The 16,870-nt window shown below is 70.4% G+C and carries 24 protein-coding genes; 7 read left to right on the forward strand and 17 right to left on the reverse strand.

The window, feature by feature from the left end; translation table 11 throughout:
- Positions 1-22: 22 nt before the first annotated feature.
- The 5 genes from ACFYST_RS05925 to ACFYST_RS05945 form a co-directional block, all read right to left on the reverse strand.
- On the reverse strand, positions 23-757 hold the full coding sequence (locus ACFYST_RS05925; protein ID WP_387640084.1) for a class E sortase: 735 nt from the start codon (positions 755-757) through the stop codon (positions 23-25).
- Positions 758-775: 18 nt separating this feature from the next.
- Positions 776-1,720, reverse strand: coding sequence for a class E sortase (locus ACFYST_RS05930; protein WP_387860286.1), 945 nt, complete (start codon positions 1,718-1,720; stop codon positions 776-778).
- A 4-nt stretch (positions 1,721-1,724) separates the two neighbouring features.
- Positions 1,725-2,387, reverse strand: a complete 663-nt coding sequence (locus tag ACFYST_RS05935; RefSeq protein WP_387640078.1) for an aminodeoxychorismate/anthranilate synthase component II — start codon at positions 2,385-2,387, stop codon at positions 1,725-1,727.
- 53 nt (positions 2,388-2,440) lie between these two features.
- Positions 2,441-2,611: a hypothetical protein gene (locus ACFYST_RS05940; protein WP_387640076.1), complete on the reverse strand. Its 171-nt coding sequence runs from the start codon at positions 2,609-2,611 to the stop codon at positions 2,441-2,443.
- Between the two features lie 89 nt (positions 2,612-2,700).
- The gene (locus ACFYST_RS05945) at positions 2,701-3,378 is read right to left on the reverse strand and encodes a DUF881 domain-containing protein (protein WP_387640074.1); all 678 of its coding nucleotides are present in this window, start codon (positions 3,376-3,378) and stop codon (positions 2,701-2,703) included.
- A 248-nt stretch (positions 3,379-3,626) separates the two neighbouring features.
- On the opposite strand from ACFYST_RS05945, the gene crgA reads away from it, so the two are divergent.
- Positions 3,627-3,881: a cell division protein CrgA gene (gene crgA / locus ACFYST_RS05950; RefSeq protein WP_387640071.1), complete on the forward strand. Its 255-nt coding sequence runs from the start codon at positions 3,627-3,629 to the stop codon at positions 3,879-3,881.
- Positions 3,882-4,149: 268 nt separating this feature from the next.
- On the opposite strand, the gene ACFYST_RS05955 is transcribed toward crgA, so the two are convergent.
- Positions 4,150-5,052, reverse strand: coding sequence for a rhomboid family intramembrane serine protease (locus ACFYST_RS05955; protein WP_387860289.1), 903 nt, complete (start codon positions 5,050-5,052; stop codon positions 4,150-4,152).
- Between the two features lie 131 nt (positions 5,053-5,183).
- Positions 5,184-5,711 (reverse strand): peptidylprolyl isomerase, encoded by a 528-nt coding sequence (locus tag ACFYST_RS05960; RefSeq protein WP_387860291.1) that lies wholly within the window; start codon positions 5,709-5,711, stop codon positions 5,184-5,186.
- Between the two features lie 170 nt (positions 5,712-5,881).
- Here ACFYST_RS05960 and ACFYST_RS05965 point away from each other — a divergent pair, with 170 nt between their 5' ends.
- Positions 5,882-6,739: a DUF5324 family protein gene (locus ACFYST_RS05965; RefSeq protein WP_387860294.1), complete on the forward strand. Its 858-nt coding sequence runs from the start codon at positions 5,882-5,884 to the stop codon at positions 6,737-6,739.
- 450 nt (positions 6,740-7,189) lie between these two features.
- Entirely contained in the window at positions 7,190-7,435 is a 246-nt protein-coding gene (locus tag ACFYST_RS05970; RefSeq protein WP_387640063.1) for a helix-turn-helix transcriptional regulator, read from the forward strand.
- A 70-nt stretch (positions 7,436-7,505) separates the two neighbouring features.
- Here ACFYST_RS05970 and ACFYST_RS05975 read toward each other — a convergent pair whose 3' ends face one another.
- The gene (locus tag ACFYST_RS05975) at positions 7,506-7,718 is read right to left on the reverse strand and encodes a hypothetical protein (RefSeq protein ID WP_387640061.1); all 213 of its coding nucleotides are present in this window, start codon (positions 7,716-7,718) and stop codon (positions 7,506-7,508) included.
- The gene (locus tag ACFYST_RS05980; RefSeq protein WP_387640058.1) at positions 7,715-7,930 is read right to left on the reverse strand and encodes a hypothetical protein; all 216 of its coding nucleotides are present in this window, start codon (positions 7,928-7,930) and stop codon (positions 7,715-7,717) included. Before ACFYST_RS05980 ends, ACFYST_RS05975 begins: the two co-directional genes overlap by 4 nt.
- A 275-nt stretch (positions 7,931-8,205) precedes the next feature.
- On the opposite strand from ACFYST_RS05980, the gene ACFYST_RS05985 reads away from it, so the two are divergent.
- From ACFYST_RS05985 to ACFYST_RS06000, 4 genes are all read left to right on the forward strand, one after another.
- Complete coding sequence (locus tag ACFYST_RS05985) at positions 8,206-8,727, forward strand: hypothetical protein (protein ID WP_387640057.1); 522 nt, start codon at positions 8,206-8,208, stop codon at positions 8,725-8,727.
- A gap of 63 nt (positions 8,728-8,790) precedes the next feature.
- The gene (locus tag ACFYST_RS05990; protein ID WP_387640055.1) at positions 8,791-9,618 is read left to right on the forward strand and encodes a helix-turn-helix domain-containing protein; all 828 of its coding nucleotides are present in this window, start codon (positions 8,791-8,793) and stop codon (positions 9,616-9,618) included.
- Entirely contained in the window at positions 9,618-10,193 is a 576-nt protein-coding gene (gene cyaB / locus ACFYST_RS05995) for a class IV adenylate cyclase (RefSeq protein WP_387860297.1), read from the forward strand. Before ACFYST_RS05990 ends, cyaB begins: the two co-directional genes overlap by 1 nt.
- Before the next feature lie 26 nt (positions 10,194-10,219).
- Complete coding sequence (locus ACFYST_RS06000) at positions 10,220-10,882, forward strand: hypothetical protein (RefSeq protein WP_387860299.1); 663 nt, start codon at positions 10,220-10,222, stop codon at positions 10,880-10,882.
- 7 nt (positions 10,883-10,889) lie between these two features.
- Here the strand turns inward: ACFYST_RS06000 and ACFYST_RS06005 are convergent, their stop codons facing one another.
- The 8 genes from ACFYST_RS06005 to ACFYST_RS06040 form a co-directional block, all read right to left on the reverse strand.
- Complete coding sequence (locus ACFYST_RS06005) at positions 10,890-11,075, reverse strand: hypothetical protein (protein ID WP_387860302.1); 186 nt, start codon at positions 11,073-11,075, stop codon at positions 10,890-10,892.
- 88 nt (positions 11,076-11,163) lie between these two features.
- Entirely contained in the window at positions 11,164-11,424 is a 261-nt protein-coding gene (locus tag ACFYST_RS06010) for a hypothetical protein (RefSeq protein WP_387640045.1), read from the reverse strand.
- Positions 11,421-11,789, reverse strand: coding sequence for a hypothetical protein (locus ACFYST_RS06015; RefSeq protein ID WP_387860305.1), 369 nt, complete (start codon positions 11,787-11,789; stop codon positions 11,421-11,423). The genes ACFYST_RS06010 and ACFYST_RS06015 overlap by 4 nt, the downstream gene beginning before the upstream one ends.
- 83 nt (positions 11,790-11,872) lie before the next feature.
- The gene (locus tag ACFYST_RS06020; protein WP_387860309.1) at positions 11,873-12,595 is read right to left on the reverse strand and encodes a peptidoglycan-binding protein; all 723 of its coding nucleotides are present in this window, start codon (positions 12,593-12,595) and stop codon (positions 11,873-11,875) included.
- Positions 12,592-12,765 carry a hypothetical protein gene (locus ACFYST_RS06025; protein WP_387860311.1) on the reverse strand — a complete coding sequence of 58 codons (174 nt, stop codon included), beginning with the start codon at positions 12,763-12,765 and terminating at the stop codon, positions 12,592-12,594. Before ACFYST_RS06025 ends, ACFYST_RS06020 begins: the two co-directional genes overlap by 4 nt.
- Positions 12,766-12,830: 65 nt before the next feature.
- Entirely contained in the window at positions 12,831-13,064 is a 234-nt protein-coding gene (locus ACFYST_RS06030) for a hypothetical protein (protein WP_387860314.1), read from the reverse strand.
- A gap of 55 nt (positions 13,065-13,119) precedes the next feature.
- Entirely contained in the window at positions 13,120-13,653 is a 534-nt protein-coding gene (locus ACFYST_RS06035; RefSeq protein WP_387860316.1) for a hypothetical protein, read from the reverse strand.
- A 12-nt stretch (positions 13,654-13,665) separates the two neighbouring features.
- Entirely contained in the window at positions 13,666-16,863 is a 3,198-nt protein-coding gene (locus ACFYST_RS06040) for a carbohydrate binding domain-containing protein (protein ID WP_387860318.1), read from the reverse strand.
- Positions 16,864-16,870 lie beyond the last annotated feature (7 nt).

Here is a 16,870-nt window from a genome sequence, read left to right on the forward strand (position 1 = left end):
GCCCCTTCGCGTTGACGGCGCGTCAGCGGAGCTCGGGCGGTGGGGTGCGGCGGGCGTCCATCGGGTCCACCCGGACCAGCTTCGCCCACACCGCCATCCGGTAGCGCGAGGTGTACACCGGCGTGCAGGTGGTGAGCGTGAGGTACCGGCCCGGGCCGGTGAACGGCGAGCCTTCGGGGACGGGCGCGACCACGCCCACGTTGTACTTGGAGGTCTGCTGCAGCGTCCCGGCGACCTTGTACACGTACCAGTCGTCCCGGGTCTCCACCACCACCGGATCGCCGTCGGCGAGCCGGTCCAGGTCGTGGAACTTCGCGCCGTGCCCGTCCCGGTGCGCCGCCATCGTGAAGTTGCCCTCGGCGTCCCACGGCATCGCCGACCGGTACGGCTCCTCGTAGACCCCGGCCACGCCCTCGTTGAGCACGTCCGTGTTGGTGCCCATCCGGATCAGCGTGGTCTGGTCGTCCTTCTCGAACGCCGGCACGTGCAGGAAGCCCACGCCGTCACCCGCCTCGTACTCCGGGGCGGGGGCCGGGGCGGCGGACCCGGGCGTGGTGACCGCCGGGGCGCTCCAGCTCTGCCGCAGCTTGTCCCCCTGCCGGCTGGCGGCCCGGGCGGCCACCACGTCCGTCCACCACAGCGAGTACCCGACGAACAGCGCCATCACCAGCCCCAGGGTGATCAGCATCTCCCCCATCAGGCCAAGGGCCGCAGCCACCCGTCCGCGCCGTCGCCCGCCCAGATTGGCTGTGCCCATGGTGCCGTGCCTCGCTGCTCAGTGTTGCCCGGTCAGCGCCTCCGGCTGGCCCTGGCTCCGCGGCCGTTCGTCGACCATCTTGCCAAAGACGATGAGCCTTCCCCGGGCACTGAACTCCGGCGTGCATGTCGTCATCGTGAGATAACGACCCGGTCCGGTGAAAGGTGATCCCTTGGGCACCGGCTGAATCACCGTCACATTGCTCGGCGGGGTCTCCGGGATGCCGCCCGCGACCTCGTACGTGTAGTAGGAGGTGGCCGTCTCCACCACGATCTTGTCGCCCGGGGCCAGCTTGCCGATCTCCCGGAACGGCTGGCCGTGCGTGGTGCGGTGCGCGGCGACCGAGAAGTTGCCGGACTGGTCGGAGGGCATCGCGGTGCCCGTGTAGTGGCCGACCAGGCCCTTGTCGAGCACCTGCTGCTTGTTGGTGCCCTCGGCGATCGGGTAGTTCAGGTCCAGCTTCGGGATGTGGATGATCGCGAAGCCCTTACCGGGCTCGAACTTGGCCGGCGCCGGCGGCGCGCCGTCGGCCGGCGGGGCGGCCGGCTGCCCCCACTGCTGTTCCAGCTTCTTGCCCGCTTCGTCGGCGGCGTTGTCGGCCACCACGTTGGTCCACCACAGCTGGTAGGAGACGAACAGCAGCATCACCACGCCGAGGGTGATGAACAGCTCCCCCACCATCCGGGCCAGGACCACCCGCTTGCGTTCCTTGGGCCGCTTCGGACGCGGCCCTGCGGCCCGCCCGGACGCCCGCCGACGGCCGGTGCCCGCCCGCAGGCCCACCGGCCCCTGGGCACGCCGCTGTCCGTCCTGGACGTCCGGCCCGGATATCGCGCCCCGGTCCGGTTCGTCGGGCGGCAGCCGCAGCTGCAGGGTCTGTTCCGGGGCCGGCTCGTAGACACCCCAGCCGTCCGGCTCGTCCATCTCCTCGGGAACGCCCCGCTCCGGGCGCACGGTGGTCACCGGATCAGCTCCGGCCGATCACCGGGGCGAGGCCGGACGAACGGCCCACCGCCTCCGGGAACCCGCACTCGGCCAGCCAGTTGGCGAGCATCCGGTGGCCGCCCTCGGTGAGCACCGACTCGGGGTGGAACTGGACGCCCTCGACCAGCAGTTCACGGTGCCGCAGGCCCATGATCACGCCGCTCTCGGTGCGCGAGGTGACCACCAGGTCGGCGGGCACGGTGTCCGGCTCGACCGCCAGCGAGTGGTAACGGGTGGCGGTCAGCGGCGAGGGCAGGCCCTCGAACACCCCGCCGTCCTCGTGCACCACCGAGGAGGTCTTGCCGTGCAGCAGCTCCGGCGCCCGGCCGACCACCGCGCCGTACGCCACCGCGATCGACTGCAGGCCCAGGCACACCCCGAACAGCGGCAGTCCGATCCGCGCGCAGTGGTGCACCATCTCCACGCACACCCCCGCCTCCTCCGGCGTCCCGGGCCCGGGGGAGAGCAGCACCCCGTCGTAGCCCTCCTCGCCGCTTCTGGGCCGGGCCTGAGTCACCGTCAGCTGGTCGTTGCGGACCACCTCGCAGACCGCACCCAGCTGGTACAGGTACTGGACGATGTTGAAGACGAAGCTGTCGTAGTTGTCGACCACGAGAATCCGGGGCGGGTGGCCGGCGGAGGTCATCGCTAACTCCTGGGGTGTGCGTGCGTCGAAGGGCGGGCGAACCGGGAGCCGGTTCAGCCGCCGGCGCCCTGATCCACCGTCACGTTCCCGAAGGGGAGCAGCGGCTCGGCCCACGGGAACACGAACTGGAACAGGACGTAGACCACCCCGAGGACGAGCAGCAGCGCGATCAGCGCACGAACCGGCGCGGGGCCCGGAAGATGCCGCCAGATCCAGCCGTACATGGTGCTCCTCGATGGTCGGGTCGGCACAAGCGTAGACGGCCATCCGCCCGCCCCAGGCGGGTATCGGCGCAACGGGCCGACGTGGCGACCTACTGGGCGGAGGCGGCCCGCAGATCGATCGATCCGGCGTACCCTGGCAGGCTGAGCTCGTTGGCCTCCTGGACCTTCCAGCCCAGCCCGTAGGCGGTCACGTAGCCCAGGTAGTTGCGGATCGTCGGGTCGGCGTCCACCGCGGCGCGCAGCGAATCGGTCTTGCCGACCGCGCGGATCACGTACGGCGGGGAGTAGACCCGGCCCTGCAGCAGCAGGGTGTTGCCGACGCAGCGCACCGCGCTGGTGGAGACCAGCCGCTGGTCCATCACCTGGATGCCCTCGGCGCCGCCGCGCCACAGCGCGTTCACCACGGCCTGGATGTCCTGCTGGTGGATCACCAGGTCGTTCACCCCGGGCTCGGGGACGCCGGGGATCCGGGCGGTGGCGTTCGGCGGGGCGTCGTCCAGCGTGACGGTCAGCCCCGGCCCGTGCAGCGCGTCCAGCCCGGCGGCCTGCTGCAGGGCGGTCAGCCGGGCCTCGTCGTCCGGGCTCTGCCCCTGCCCGCGGGCCAGCCCGTCGGCCCGGTCCTGGTCGGCGGCGACCTGCTCCTGGAGCTGCTGGTTCTGGGTGGAGCGCTGCTGTATGACGTCGCTGAGCCCCAGCAGCGAGTTGTCGGTGCGCAGATCGGTTCCGTGCGCGGTCTGTGCGCTCACGTAGAACAGCAACCCGGCCATCGCGAAGACGGTGCAGGTCAGGGCACGTCCGACAATTCGGCCCCGACGCGGGCGCGCGACCGGGCTCGGCGAAGAAATCGTGGAATCAGTCACCGTACCCTTATCTCCCTCAGACCCGGCGAGCCACTACGCTAACGGACGCCGGTGGCATGTGCGGAGCTCCGCGACCGTACGGACCGGTCCACACGTGCCACCCCGCCCCCACTGACCACCTGCGCGGTCACAGCGCATCGACAGGAGAGCCCCTCGTGCCGAAGTCTCGACTCCGCAAGAAGGCCGATTACACGCCGCCGCCGTCCTCCGCGACCGCCGTGAAGATCAGTTCCGGCCGGAGCTGGGTGGCACCGCTGATGCTGGTGCTGTTCCTGATCGGCCTGGCCTGGATCGTCAGCTACTACGTGACCAGCGGTACCTGGCCGATCCACAGCTGGGGCAACTGGAACATCCTGGCCGGCTTCGGCTTCATCGCGGCGGGCTTCGCCGTCTCCACGCAGTGGAAGTGAGGCCGGTGCCGCCCGCCGGGCGGTTCTCGGCCTGACGCCTGCCCGCACCGCTTCGGACTCCGGGCCGAAGCGGTGTTCGGCATGCCCGGACGTCGGCCGGTCACGGAGCGTCCGAACGTTTATCCACAGGGTTGTCCACACTGGGGAAAACTTCGCCGATTCTGTGGATAACCCGAAACGCAGCAGGATAACGCGCGTAGACCCGGGAAATCCAATCGTCCACCACATCCCACCTGTGGAAAGACTGCGGCACCGCCGACCGGCCCGGTCAGCCCGGCAGACGGGCCATTCCGATCAGCACCAGGGCCAGGCTCGCGGCCAGCACCGCGGCCGTCGTCAACCCCTGCACCAGATTCCGGTGCGCCCGTGGGGCGTACATCATGCCCGCGCCGATGACGGTGCCCGCCACCAGACCGCCGACGTGCGCCCGCCAGTCGATCATGCTGCTCAGCGAGAAGGTGAGCACCAGGTTCACCACCAGCAGCGCGATCACCGGCTGCATCGGCACCCGGTTCACCTTGAACAGCACCGCGGTGGCGCCCAGCAGTCCGAAGATCGCCCCCGACGCGCCGACCGTGAACAGCTGCCCGTGCGCCGACGCCAGCAGGAACGACAGCGCGTTGCCCGCGATACCCGCCACCAGGTACAGGCCGAGGAACCGCACCCGGCCGAGCACCCGCTCCAGCTGAGGTCCGAGCACCCAGAGCGAGAACATGTTGGTCGCGATGTGCAGCAGCCCCCCGTGCACGAACATCGCCGTCACCAGCCGGTACCACTCCTGCGGCCCGGCGGCCATGCCGAACTCCAGCCCCGGCCGCGGCACCCAGCTGAACAGGCCCAGCTTGACCTGCCACTGCGTGGCCACGTACTCGGTCAGCAGGAACACCAGCAGGTTCAGGCCGATCAGCACCTTGGTGACCAGCGCGCCGTCGCCGAGCGCCAGCACCCCGCCGAACGTCGTCCGCTGCCGGGGCTGCCGCTCGGCCGCGCCGTGCACGCAGTCCGGGCACTGGAAGCCCACCGAGGCGGGCACCATGCACTCCGGACAGATCGGACGTCCGCAGCGCGCGCACGACACGCCGGTCTCCCGCTCGGGGTGCCGGTGGCACCGGGGCAGGCCGGACTCCTGGCTGTCCACGGGCGTCGGCCGCACGGGCTCCTCCGGAAGCATCGGCGCAGTCCCTCCATCAACGAAAACGGTCCCGGCGCCGCCGCCGTACGAAACGGGGCACCACCGGGACCGTCCAGGCTACTGCGCGCCGGAACGCGCGGGGCCGCCCCGCAGGGCGGCAGGGGTCCGAATCAGCCGCGCGAGATGACGACCGACTCGATCACCACGTCCTGGACCGGGCGGTCGTAGGGCTTGGTGGTGGCGGTGGTGCCGATCGCGTCCACGACCTTCTGGCTGGCCGCGTCGACGACCTCGCCGAAGATGCTGTGCTTGCGGTTCAGCCAGGTGGTCGGGGCCACCGTGATGAAGAACTGCGAGCCGTTGGTGCCCGGGCCGGCGTTGGCCATGGCCAGCAGGTACGGGCGGTCGAACGACAGCTCCGGGTGGAACTCGTCGGCGAACTTGTAGCCCGGGCCGCCGGTGCCGTTGCCCAGCGGGTCGCCGCCCTGAATCATGAAGCCGTCGATCACGCGGTGGAAGACGGTGCCGTCGTACAGCGGCTTGGCGGCCACCTCGCCGGTCTCCGGGTTCTTCCACTCGCGGGTGCCCTCCGCCAGCTCGACGAAGTTGGCCACGGTCTTCGGGGCGTGGTTCGGGAAGAGCTTGACCACGATGTCGCCGCGGTTGGTCTTCAGGGTGGCGGTGAGTTCCTCGGCCACGGGAGTACCTTCCTGTCTTTCTAGCTGACTATCCGAGGAATCATCCCATGATCGCCGCAGACGGCTCAGCCGAAGGTGCTCGGCGAGGAAGCAGGATGCATGATCTCCTATCAGGTGGAAAGGTGCATACCGGACAAGAACGCCGGACACCCGCCGAGAAGGAGAAGCCCGTGAGCCGTACGGACACCGCGCGCGAGACCGCCGGACGGGCGAAGGACGCCGTCGCGCCCTACGCCGCCTCCGCGAAGGAGGCCTATCTGCACTACGCCGAGGAGGCCAGGCAGGTGCTCGGCCCCAAGCTGGAGGCGCTCGGCCCGAAGGCCGCGGCCGCCGGAGCACAGGCCCGCAGCGGGGCCGGCCAGGCCGCGCAGGCAGCCCGGGTGCAGTACGTCAAGCACCTCGCCCCGCACCTGGAGCAGGCCTTCTTCAGCCTCCCCCCGGACACCCAGAAGGCCGCCCTAAGGGCCGTCCACCGGGCCCAGGAGGCCGCGCTCGCCGCCAAGCTGTCGGCCGGCCAGGCCGCCTGCCAGGCCCGGACGACGGTCGCCCCCAAGGTCGCCGAAACCTTCCAGGGCGCCCGGGAGAGCGTCGTCCCGCTCGCCCAGGAGGCGCAGGCCCGCAGCGCCGCCGCGATCACCGCACTGCACGGCAACGTCAGCGCTGCCGAGATCAGCGAGCTGGCCGCCAAGAACGCCAAGAAGAAGCGCTGCAACGGCTGGGCGACCGGCCTCGCGGTGGCCGGCGCCGTCGCGATCGGTGCCGGCGTCGCCGCCTGGCAGTGGTACCGCAAGCAGAACAACCCCGAATGGCTGACCGAGCCCCCGGAGCCCGCCACCGCGCCGCCCACCACGCCCCGGCCGGGCAGCGCCACCGGCGCCCCGGTCGGCGGGGCCACCATGAACGGCTCCGTCCCGCACGACACCCCCGAGGACGCGCAGGGAACGGGAACCACACCCGGCCAGCCACCGGTCGGCACCCCGCCCGAGGACGACCGCCCCAAGCCGCACGACCCCCGCAAGCCGCACTGAACCGGGGCGGTGCTGACGCCCCCGCACCCGACAGCAGAAACGACTCCGCCCGACCGCAGAACTGCGGCCGGGCGGAGTCGTTTCGAAGTGGAGCCTAGGGGAGTCGAACCCAAATTTTACAGAGGCGTGACCTGCACCGATATCTGAAATGCGGACATACACAGGCAATCCTCATGCCGCTCAATGGCACTGAGAGTGCCCCGATGCGCATCGGTGCGGGAAGTCCAGCACCGACGATCACGGCCGGGCAGTGCCGCTGCGCAGACAAAACCGCCCCCGGAAGGTCCCCGGGGGCGGCTCCAACCACTACGGTCCGTCATCCTGACGACTGGGCGGCCTCGCTGCTGCCCCCGTAGCGGCCGGTCGATGGGCCCGCCTATCGAACAGATTGTCGATAAGTGACGAATGTGTGATGCAGACTTTTGATCATGTACGAGTGAATGTCAACGGGTGTCACCAAGAACCCGTCGAGCCCCTACCGAGCAGCAGCTCGAGCAGCGGACACGGTTCGGTCGGCGGCTCCGGCGACTTCGCGTCGAACGCAATCTGACTCAGGAACGTCTGGCCGAGCTAGCCGGCCTGGACCGCCAGACCATCGGCTATTGGGAGCGTGCGCAGACCAACCCAGGGCTGGACGAGATCACCGCGGTGGCCAGCGCCCTCCACGTCGACATGTGGCAGCTGTTCATCGGCTAGGAACCAAGCCGGGCGCTCCGGCGAACCGCCTGCTCGCCCGGGCCCTCGGCGTTGAGACCTGGCAGCTGGTTTACGGCTGAGCGGCTGGTGGCGGCGTCAGGCCGTTGACCTCGTTGAGCCATGCCACAGTGTCGTCGGCATCGCGGCGACGGACGTAGAAGTCCGCCATGTCCATCGCCATTCGCCACTGTCCGTTGGGCAGCCGGATGCCCCAGATCGGCGTGCCGTCGGCGTGGGTGCGGAGCAGGTCGCCGTAGTAGTAGCCGCGCGCGGCCGGGTTCACCTCCGCCACCACGAAGCCGAGGGGCGCTCGGTGATGTCCCGCTGCCAGCTGATCCAGTCGGCAGCGCCATCGCGGGACCACCGCACCAACGGCTTGCCATCGTCCCGCACCCAGTCGTTGGCGTCGGTGTCCCAAACCGCCCACAGGACGACACCGCGCTGGTTGGCCGGCATCTGGCGGGGCTCGAAGCGGCCCTCTCGCCACCGCAGCATGTTAGCCATGGTCGACGTCCAATCGGGTTCCGGGCCGGCACGTGGTGCCACCCACCCAAAGGCGTCCCGCCTCCAGACTGGCCCGGATGTGCGCATTCGTGCCAGCGTGGCCAGCGGCAGCTGGGGATCGCGGGTCAGCGCTGAGGAGCACGACGACGGCACCGCCCTCCCTCAGCAGGAGACCCCACCCGTCCGGTGCCGGTACCCGCCACGCGGCCCCCGTGCCAGGCACGTGCAGCATGGCCGCTTGCGTGGTGTAGGTCACGCGATCGCTGATGTCCGGCATCGCGTCGTGTGGGCTGGCGAGGCCGATGGCCCGGGCGATCCGCGTGATGGTCCGCACGTCCGTCGTCACCGGCGGCGTCACGAGCAACGTGGCGACCAGGCCCCTGCGGGACGCCTCGATCCACGCACGTGACGCGATCGCCGGCAGTCGGCTCGTGGGGTCCGGCACCCAGGCCTGGGCGGGGCCAGTCGCGTCAGCCCTCATGGTCGACTCGCACATGAGAGGTGCAGACGACGGTGTTGAAGTCGCGCACCACTCCATCGCAGTTCCCGGGCAGGGTGAGGACGCCGTTGGGGTGGAGCGGGGGCTCATCGGAGCCGCAGGTGATGCAGGCCTCTCCATGGAGGCGAGCAAGGCTGATGCCCTGATCGGGCAGGGGATCTTCTGCCGCGCGATCAGCAGTATCGAACACCGGGATGATCGGCATGGGCAGGCCTCCGGAACACGGCGATACAAGAAGTGGCACCTCATCAGGTTCGACCGAAACCCGGCGAGGAGCGATACCACATAGGTAATCTCACGGTGAGATCCCTCTGCAGAAGTCAGGCCAGCCATGGGTAGTCCCCCCGCACTGATGCCGATCACGCTGCCCGATTTGGCGTGGCAGCACTCCGACGTCCGCCGAGCACTTCACGACCGGCAGATGGGCGCGGTGCTTCGCTTCGTGCAACATCACACGGGTGCCAGCCAGGGTCGCCTGTCCATGGCTGTGGGCATGACCCAGTCCCGCGTGAACGAGATCATGAACGGTCGGCGCGTGGTCAGCAGGCTCGACGTCTTCGAGCGGATCGCCGATGGCCTCTCCATGCCAGATGCGGCCCGCCAGATTCTGGGCCTCGCTGCTCGACGGCGCGTTAGCTCCACCGCGTTCGAGCTGGCCGCCTGGCCGGAGATCGTGCGCGTGTACGAGTCCCAAGACGCGGCCGCGGCTGAGATTCAGCGCACGGCCCGATCCGCCAGCGAGATCGACGTCCTGGCCGTCCGCGGACTTGGACTTCTCGGCCTGTCCAACAGCCTCCTGAGACCGCATCTCGACCGCGACGGCGACACCCCGCCACGGCTCCGCGTGCTCCTGCTCGACCCGGACAGCCCGGCCGCCGCGCAGCGCGCCGCCGAGATCGGAGAGTCAACCGAGTCCCTGGCGGCCGGCATCCGCGCGGCAGAGGCCCGCCTTCGCGAGCTGGTGCCCGCCGGCGGGGTGGAGGTCTACCGGTACCGGGCGCTACCGGTCTGGCGGGTCATCAGGCTCGGGTCGGTGCTGTACGTGGGGGCGTTCGACGCCGAGTGGGAGGGGCACGAGTCCGCGACGTACAAGCTGGTCCGCACTCCGAATGGGCCCTTGTGGGCGGGGTTCCGCAGGCTGTTTGATGCCATGGTCGAGGACAGCACCCGCATCATCTGATGGAGGACCAGGTGGCTATCGAGGCCGAACTGAAGGCGATCGTGCGCGACCCCGAGAGCGTGTTGGCCGCGTTGGAGAAGACAGTGGGGCCCGGACGGGTCGAGGTGTACCAGGACACCTACTACGACGACCCAGCGGGCAGTCTGATGGACGCCGACCGCGAGCTGCGGATCCGCACCGTCCACGGCCCGGACTCCACCAGGACGGTGCTCACCTACAAGGGCGCCCGCGTGGACGAGAAGTCCGGGTCGAAGCCGGAGTTCGAAACGCGATTGGACGATCCGGATGCCGCCCACGCCATCTTCCGCGGGCTCGGGTACATCGCGAGGATCACGTTCGAGAAGCGCTGTCGGAACTACAACCTCACCGCAGACGGTCGGCTGGTGCTGGCCACCCTGGTGCGGGTGCCCGAGATCGACGGCACCTACCTGGAGGTTGAGACGGCCGTAGTGGATGAAACAGAGTTGCCGGCTGCCCTTGCCGTAGTTCGTGGTGTGCTGCACGAACTCGGAATCGGCGACGGCGACCTCACTGCCGAGCTGTACACCGACGCCGTGGCGGCCGTCCGGCGGTAACGGACCCGCCGGACACAGGGGGGATCATGACACCGGTCAACCCGGGCGTTCCCGCCCGCCGGCACCGTCACGCATGTCGGATCGCCGCGCTGGCCCTGCTGATGGGGTCCGCGGCGAAGGCCGCGAGCACGGTGTACAGGCAGGTCGCTGCCGCGCCGCCCGGCCAGGCGGACGTGGAGGTCACGCTCCTGCCGCTCCATCAGGTAAACCTGGCCGCTGTCACAACCGGGCTGGACCGGGCCCGCGCTGAGGACGCCGCGCGCTGGCCGGCCGCAGTGCAGTGGGAGACAGCGGAGTCCCGACGCGCGTACGACGTGCGATACGTTGCGGCGCGGGCTCAGGAGATCGTGGACCGCATTGATCCACCGACCTGGCTGTCCCCCATCGTGCCGCCGCTGACGGCAGAGCAGGCCGCCCGCGGCGACCTGGTGGTCGCTGTTGATGAGGTCGCCATGCTGTGGCAGAGCGATCCGGAGGAGGCGATCGCCCGGGCGCACGAGCTGGCTGCCGGCGGTGATCTCGAGGTCGTCGAGATCCTCGACGAGGCTGCTGACAGCGCAGAGCGGTGCGCGCTGAGCGCTGTACGGCAGGCGTGCGTTGCGGCCAGCGCGAGCGAGGCGGCTGAGCTTTGCCTGGCCGCCGTCACCCACGCTGCGCTTGGGGTGTCCATGCTCAGCGCAGACCCGTGACGCCAGGTCAGGTCGATGACGGCGCGGTGCGGTCGACGGTGTTCCGCAGGTCGTCAGCGGCAGCCAGCAGGCGCCCTGCGTGGCCAGGGTCATCGGCGACCACCCGACCAGCAGCGAAGGCAATGACTGGGATGGTGCGCTGAATAGCGGCCTGGAGGTCAGCGATGTACGCGTCGCGAGGGTCGATGTCCATGACGTCATCATGGCGAGTGTCCAGTATCGCCACGCCAAGAACGACGGAAGCCGCCCCGCCTGGCCGAAGCCGGGCGGGGCGGTGGTGTTCAGCGGCCCATGACCTGCGCGATACCAGCACCTGATCCGGCACCGAGGATGACAGCAGCACCCATCGCCATCCACACCCGGGCCTCCAGAGCGCGCAGCCGTTTCTCGTGATCGCTGGTCTCCTCCCGATGACCACGTTGGTCCTCCAGGAACCGGTCGATCTTCTCGTCCATCCTGATCTGCCGGTCAGCGATCCTTCGTACCTCCGCGTACATCTGGCCAGGCGAGATGACGACACCCGGATCGGGCGAGGTGGTCACTCGCGCACCGCCAGGATCGGCGGCAACTGACGGGCGGGCGGCACCGGTGCAGTCACCTGCGTGCGCGTCCACATCGCCACCACTGCCGCCACGGCGGACAGCGCCACGGCCTGCTGGTCCGCCGACCAGTGCAGTCCGTAGCCGACGGCGAGGGCGAGCGCGGCCTGCACCAGGCCGAGCACCGCCGCGCCGCGGCCGTCGTGGACAACCAGCGCGACGACCAGGCCGACGAGCGCAGCCGCGGCGGCATTGACCAGCGCCTGCTGATCGTCCGTCACGCGCAAGCCGAACGCCGCACCGAGCTTGACGGCGACGGCGACGAGGGCGAGCCACAGAGCGGGCTCGCGGCCGAGGATTCTGGGCATGGGGGTCTCCTGAGAGGTTGAGGGAGCCGGGGGCCGGGCGGCCCACACGGCGAGGCGGTGCAGCAGTTGCTCGACGAGCCCGGTCACGTGATGTTGTCGGTGCGGAACGCGCAGGCCCAAGTGGCCGAGCCGACGATGCCGTCCGCCGTGAGCCCCTTCTCGGCCTGGAACTGACGGGCCACGGCGGCCGAGGCGGGCCCGTACCAGCCGTCGGCCGTGATCGACCAGCCGCGGTCCCACATCCGCTGCTGCCACCGGCGGACGTCGTCGCCGTGCAGCATCGGCGAGGCGAGACGGAGCAGGCGGCCGGGCCACTGCGGGTCAGCCGGGGTCCGCTGTCCGGGGCCGGCCTGCCCGTAGGCGGGGCGGCCGTAGCCGACGATCACCTCCGGACCGCGCACCCGCCGAGCACACACGTCCATGGTGTTGCCCTCGATCGTCGCGACCTGGCCGCCGGGCAGCACGTCAGTCACGATGCCGACGTGGTCGATGTTCGCGATGCGCCCGCTCATCGACCAGTCGAAGAAGACGATGTCGCCGCGCCGGATTCCGGCGGTGCCATACGTCCAGCGGCCAGCCTGGACGAACGCGTTGGCGTGCTCGGGGGTGTAGGCGCGGTCCGTGCCGAGGCAGACCGCGTCCCACTCGCCGGCGTCCGCCGACCAGCGGGTGATCGAGGCGTCGCACCACGGGAAGTTTCCGGCGTAGGCCGGGCCGTTACGGTCGCGGTACCAGGTCTGGATGGCGTTCGGCTCGGGGGTGCCGAGCCACCGTTCGGCCGCCTGGACCATCACGTCGGCGCTCACTGCGCGCTCCCTTCGCCGGCCGGGGCGCCGTACACGCCCTGCGCGTTGGGCTCGCCGAACAGCTCGCGCAGCAGCTGCTCTTCGGCGGGATCGGTGGGGCCGTTGCCGGTGTCCACCAGCAGCATCGGGACGGAGTCCGCGTCGGGATCCGTCGGTCGGGGGTCGATCACAGGTACCTCCAGGGCATGCTGAGGGCCCCGGCGCCGGGCGGCGGCGGGGTGACGGTGAGGGTGGGTCAGGCCGTGGGGACGACCCAGCCAGTAGGCAGCGTGGGTGCCCCCGTCATGGGCTCCTCCGGTGGGAGCGGCTCGGGGTCGCAGCCGCAGGCCGGCAGCAGGGCCGGGTCCGGGGCGGGGCAGGTGGGCTGGTGGACGTGCGCGGCGGCGTCCAGGGCGATCGCGTGCTGGGGGCAGCTGTAGACGGCCTCGGTGTGGTCCGGGTCGTTCAGCGAACGGCGCGACCACTGCACGACAGCCGGTTCTGTACAGGCGTCACAGGTGCGCGCTGGTATGAGTGCGGGTTGTTCAGGCATGGGAGAACCTCGCGTACAGGGAACTGGACACGTCGCTGGCGACGAGGGTGCTGAGGGCGCCGCTGGAGCCCTGCCACCCGGCGATCTCTACGTAATCGCCAACAGCGAGGTAGACATCGCGAGTTGGCGTCGCGACGGCAGCGGCGTTACTGCCTCCCGGCACACCGAAGGAGGCCGTTCCCGGGACAGGGTTGCCGTTGACCTGGATCCGCGAGCCGCGGCCACCAGCAGAGTTGACGGTGAACACGGCCACCCCGCACACGGTGTACCAGCCAGCCACCCGCGCGGTGTAGCGGGAGCTGTTGACGGTGTTGCTGTGGCCGCCGTACGAGTCGACCTGGGTCGTGTCCAGACCGAGCGGCACCCAGGTACTTCCCGCGACGGACTGCACAACGGACTGGGTGCCGACGAACTGCGGCGGGCCGGCAAAAAAGTTAGCGGCGTCGGTGACGTCCGCCTTCCACTGCGCTGCGGTGATCCGCGATCCGGCGTAGCGGGCGGGCAGAACAGGTACGGGCAGTGCCATGGCGGGCACCTCCTACAGCGCAAGGGTCAGGGATGGGTCCGCGAGCGCGACCGGTGTGCCGGCCGGGAGAGCCTTCGAGATGCCGTTGACAGCCCGGATGACGGTCATCTGCTGCGGGCTGGTCGTTGCGACGGAGGCGGTGGGGACCAGGCGGATCGCCCACGCGTACCAGACCGCGCTCGCAGACGGGGTGCCGCCGTGGCGGGCCCGGGGGGTGGCACGGCTCGCGCCGGCCGGTGCGGTCAGGGTCTGCTGGATGTGGGTCCACTGGCCGGCCGGGACGGCGGTGGCGGATCCCAGGCCCGACGAGAGGAACGTTCCGGCGGCGTCGGACCAGTCGACTGCGGGCCGTAGGTCTGACCAGCCGGTCGGGCTGTAGGCCCACATGCCCACTGTGTAGGTCTGCCCGGGGATCACGGTGCCGGGCGCGGTGAGCGCGCCCGCCGCGCCGCCGGATACCGAGGTGCCGTTGGGGGTGATCTGGATGCTCGCCGCCCCGCCCGCTTCCGTGTGCACCACCACGGTGCTGCGGGCGAGGGTGGATGCCTGCGCGGTCCAGCCTGATAGGTCGGTGCTGAAGAACGGGTTGTCGTTGAGGAGTTGACCGACGGCCGCCACCGTGATCCGTTCCCCCGCCACGTCGATGTCCCACGGGCTGTCAGCCAGATTCGGGCTCCACACGGGGCCCGCGGTCGTAACAACGGACAGGGTGGCGGCAGTGCTGGTCGCCCCGGCGGCGAGCTGGCTGCCGTCAGTGTCGAGGCGGCTGAGCGCCGTGTCGTCGAGCTGAGCGACCTGCCAGGGGCGGTTGGGTATGCAGTTGTACTCGATGTCCCAGTCGTAGACGCCGATCGTCTCGTCCCACCCCAGGGCGAGCTGGTCGATCGCCTCCGGCGGCAGCCACGGCGGCGGGCTGGTGATGGTGATCCGGTCGCCCTCGCGAAGCGCCAGCACCTGGCCGATCAGGTCGGGTCCAGCAGCGAGGTCGACCCGGATCGTCGGGTACCGCTGGACGTTCTGGGTCCCGAGGTGCAGCTGCCAGCCGGCGACGTCTGCGGCCTGGGCGTCACTGTAGAGGCTGAGCGACCCACCGCCGGGGCAGCGGCCGATGCCAGCCGGTGGGGCCTGGACGGACAGCGGGCCCTGCGCCAGCTCGACGAGCGCCGAGCTCCCGCCGATCCGCTGAATCGTGATCGAGTTGCGGGTGTGCTGGTCGTCATCGACCGGCTCCAGCGGCGGCGCGACGTGACCGGCCGTCCGGTAGTCGAGGGCCAGCGCCGGGGGCTGGTTGTAGATGCTGGCCCGGCCGCGCAGGCACAGTGCCATCAGCTCGATGTCGTCACCCAAGGCTCCACCGTCGGACTCGGCGGCCTCATCGAGGAGATCGAGGAGGGTGGCGGGCCGCTGCACACCCATCAGGGTGTCGGCCGGGACGGCACCGCCCATCGCGAGCGGCGTACCGGTCTCGGCGGCGAGCCGCAGGGCCCGGCCCTGGGCACTCTCACCCGAGTAGCCGCGAGCCGGGGCCTGCGAGAGCACGACGCGGCCGGAGCGGATGACCAGGTGGCCGATGCGCAGACCGGCCAGGCCGGGCCCGAAGGTGGTGTTGATGGCCGTGGCGTTGCCACCTGTTCCTGCGAAGATGCCGTCCGCGCTGTTGGCGTAGGTGCCGTCGAGGCGGAACCAGCTGACGGACCAGATAATGTTGCCGCTGTCCGAGTTGACGGACAGCTGCATCGAGTGCCAGCCGCCGCCCACCAGGCCCTCGGGGAAGACCGCGCTGCTGCTCAGCAGGGTTCCGGACGCGGAGTAGATGTAGACGCGTACGGCGCCGGCGTCCAGGGTGATACGCCAGGTGGCGGCGGTGCCAGTGCTGGTGATCTGCATCAAAGTCTGGTCGGATCCGGTAGCGGTGTCGATGCACATCTGCCAGTCGGTTTGCCATGTCCCGGTCGAGGCGACCGGGACGGCGGCGGAGATCGACGCCGACGCCGACGCTGTGGGTAGCGCCAGCGACCCGGGCAGCGTGTCATCGGCCGCGAACGACAGCCCGGATGCCGCGAGCGGCGTGCCGCCCGACAGTGCGTTCGCGGCCTGCGTGGCGTCCCGGCCGTCCTCGCACGGCCAGTACGCGACGGTCACCGGGCTCGCGACGAGGCTGCGGCGCAGCGGAGAGTCGAGGGGTGAGTTTCCTTGGCCGGCGCGGCGCTTGATCGCGGCGGCGCGGATCGGGACCCAGACGTCGGAGTTGGAGAGGTCCCAGCGCTGGGGCCACTCGGAGGCCTCGCCGATGAACCGGGGCTGCCGGTTGGTCAGTTCAGCGGCGGCGGAGACCGTCCAGGTGCGGCCGGCCGCGTCGGTGAAGGATGTCGCACCGGGCGTCTGGACGGTGAAGTCGGGGTTGGCGACGAGGACTCCGCCGATGCCGTTGTGGATCTGGACGGCGTGGATACGCCCGGTGGCGGGGCCGCCTTCGTCGAGCGCCGGGGTGTCCCCGATCCATACGGGCGAGGTGGAGTTGAAGATGCTCGTGGTGCTGCTGCCGGTGACGGATCCGACGGCGGTCCAGGGGCCGGTGATGGCTGCGGCGGTCCAGAAGGTGACGGTCGAGCCGCCCGCACCGTTGTCGACGTCGTGCGTGACGCGGACGGCGATACGACGATTGGCGGGGATCTGGATCGGGCTGTCCATGGTGAACTGCGAGGTCATGAACGTGCCGGTCGTCGACCATGCCCAGCTGAGCTGGCCAGTCCGGCTGATCAGCAGGCTCCAGCTGCGTTGCCCGGGGGCTGTGCTGGACTTGGACACGAGTACGACCTGGTTGAGGTACCAGTCCCGCAGGGTGCAGTCGACCCTGACGTCGATGTCGCCCGTGATGCCGAGCGCCGCGGTGTGTGGGGTGGAGGCCGCCGCGCCGTCAGTGCCGGGGAGCTGCAGGTACGTCGCTCCCCAGGGGATCGAGACGCGGATCGGCGTGTTGCGGCCGATCAGGCCGTAGTACGGCGACAGGGGGTTCCGCGGCGAGTACTTGCCGGACCGGTTGTTGATGGTCAGCGAGCACTTCGCGGGGTCGGGCCGCGAGCCCTCGTCGGCCCGGCCCCGCGAAATCTTGATGCCGTCGCGCACGTACACGTCGGACGTGATGTCCGTCCAGGTGCCGCCGATCTGCAGCTCGACGACGACGGGGACTGGGGTCTGCGGGAAGGCCATGCGTGTT

This window comes from Kitasatospora sp. NPDC004614 (assembly GCF_042873675.1).
GTDB lineage: Bacteria > Actinomycetota > Actinomycetes > Streptomycetales > Streptomycetaceae > Kitasatospora.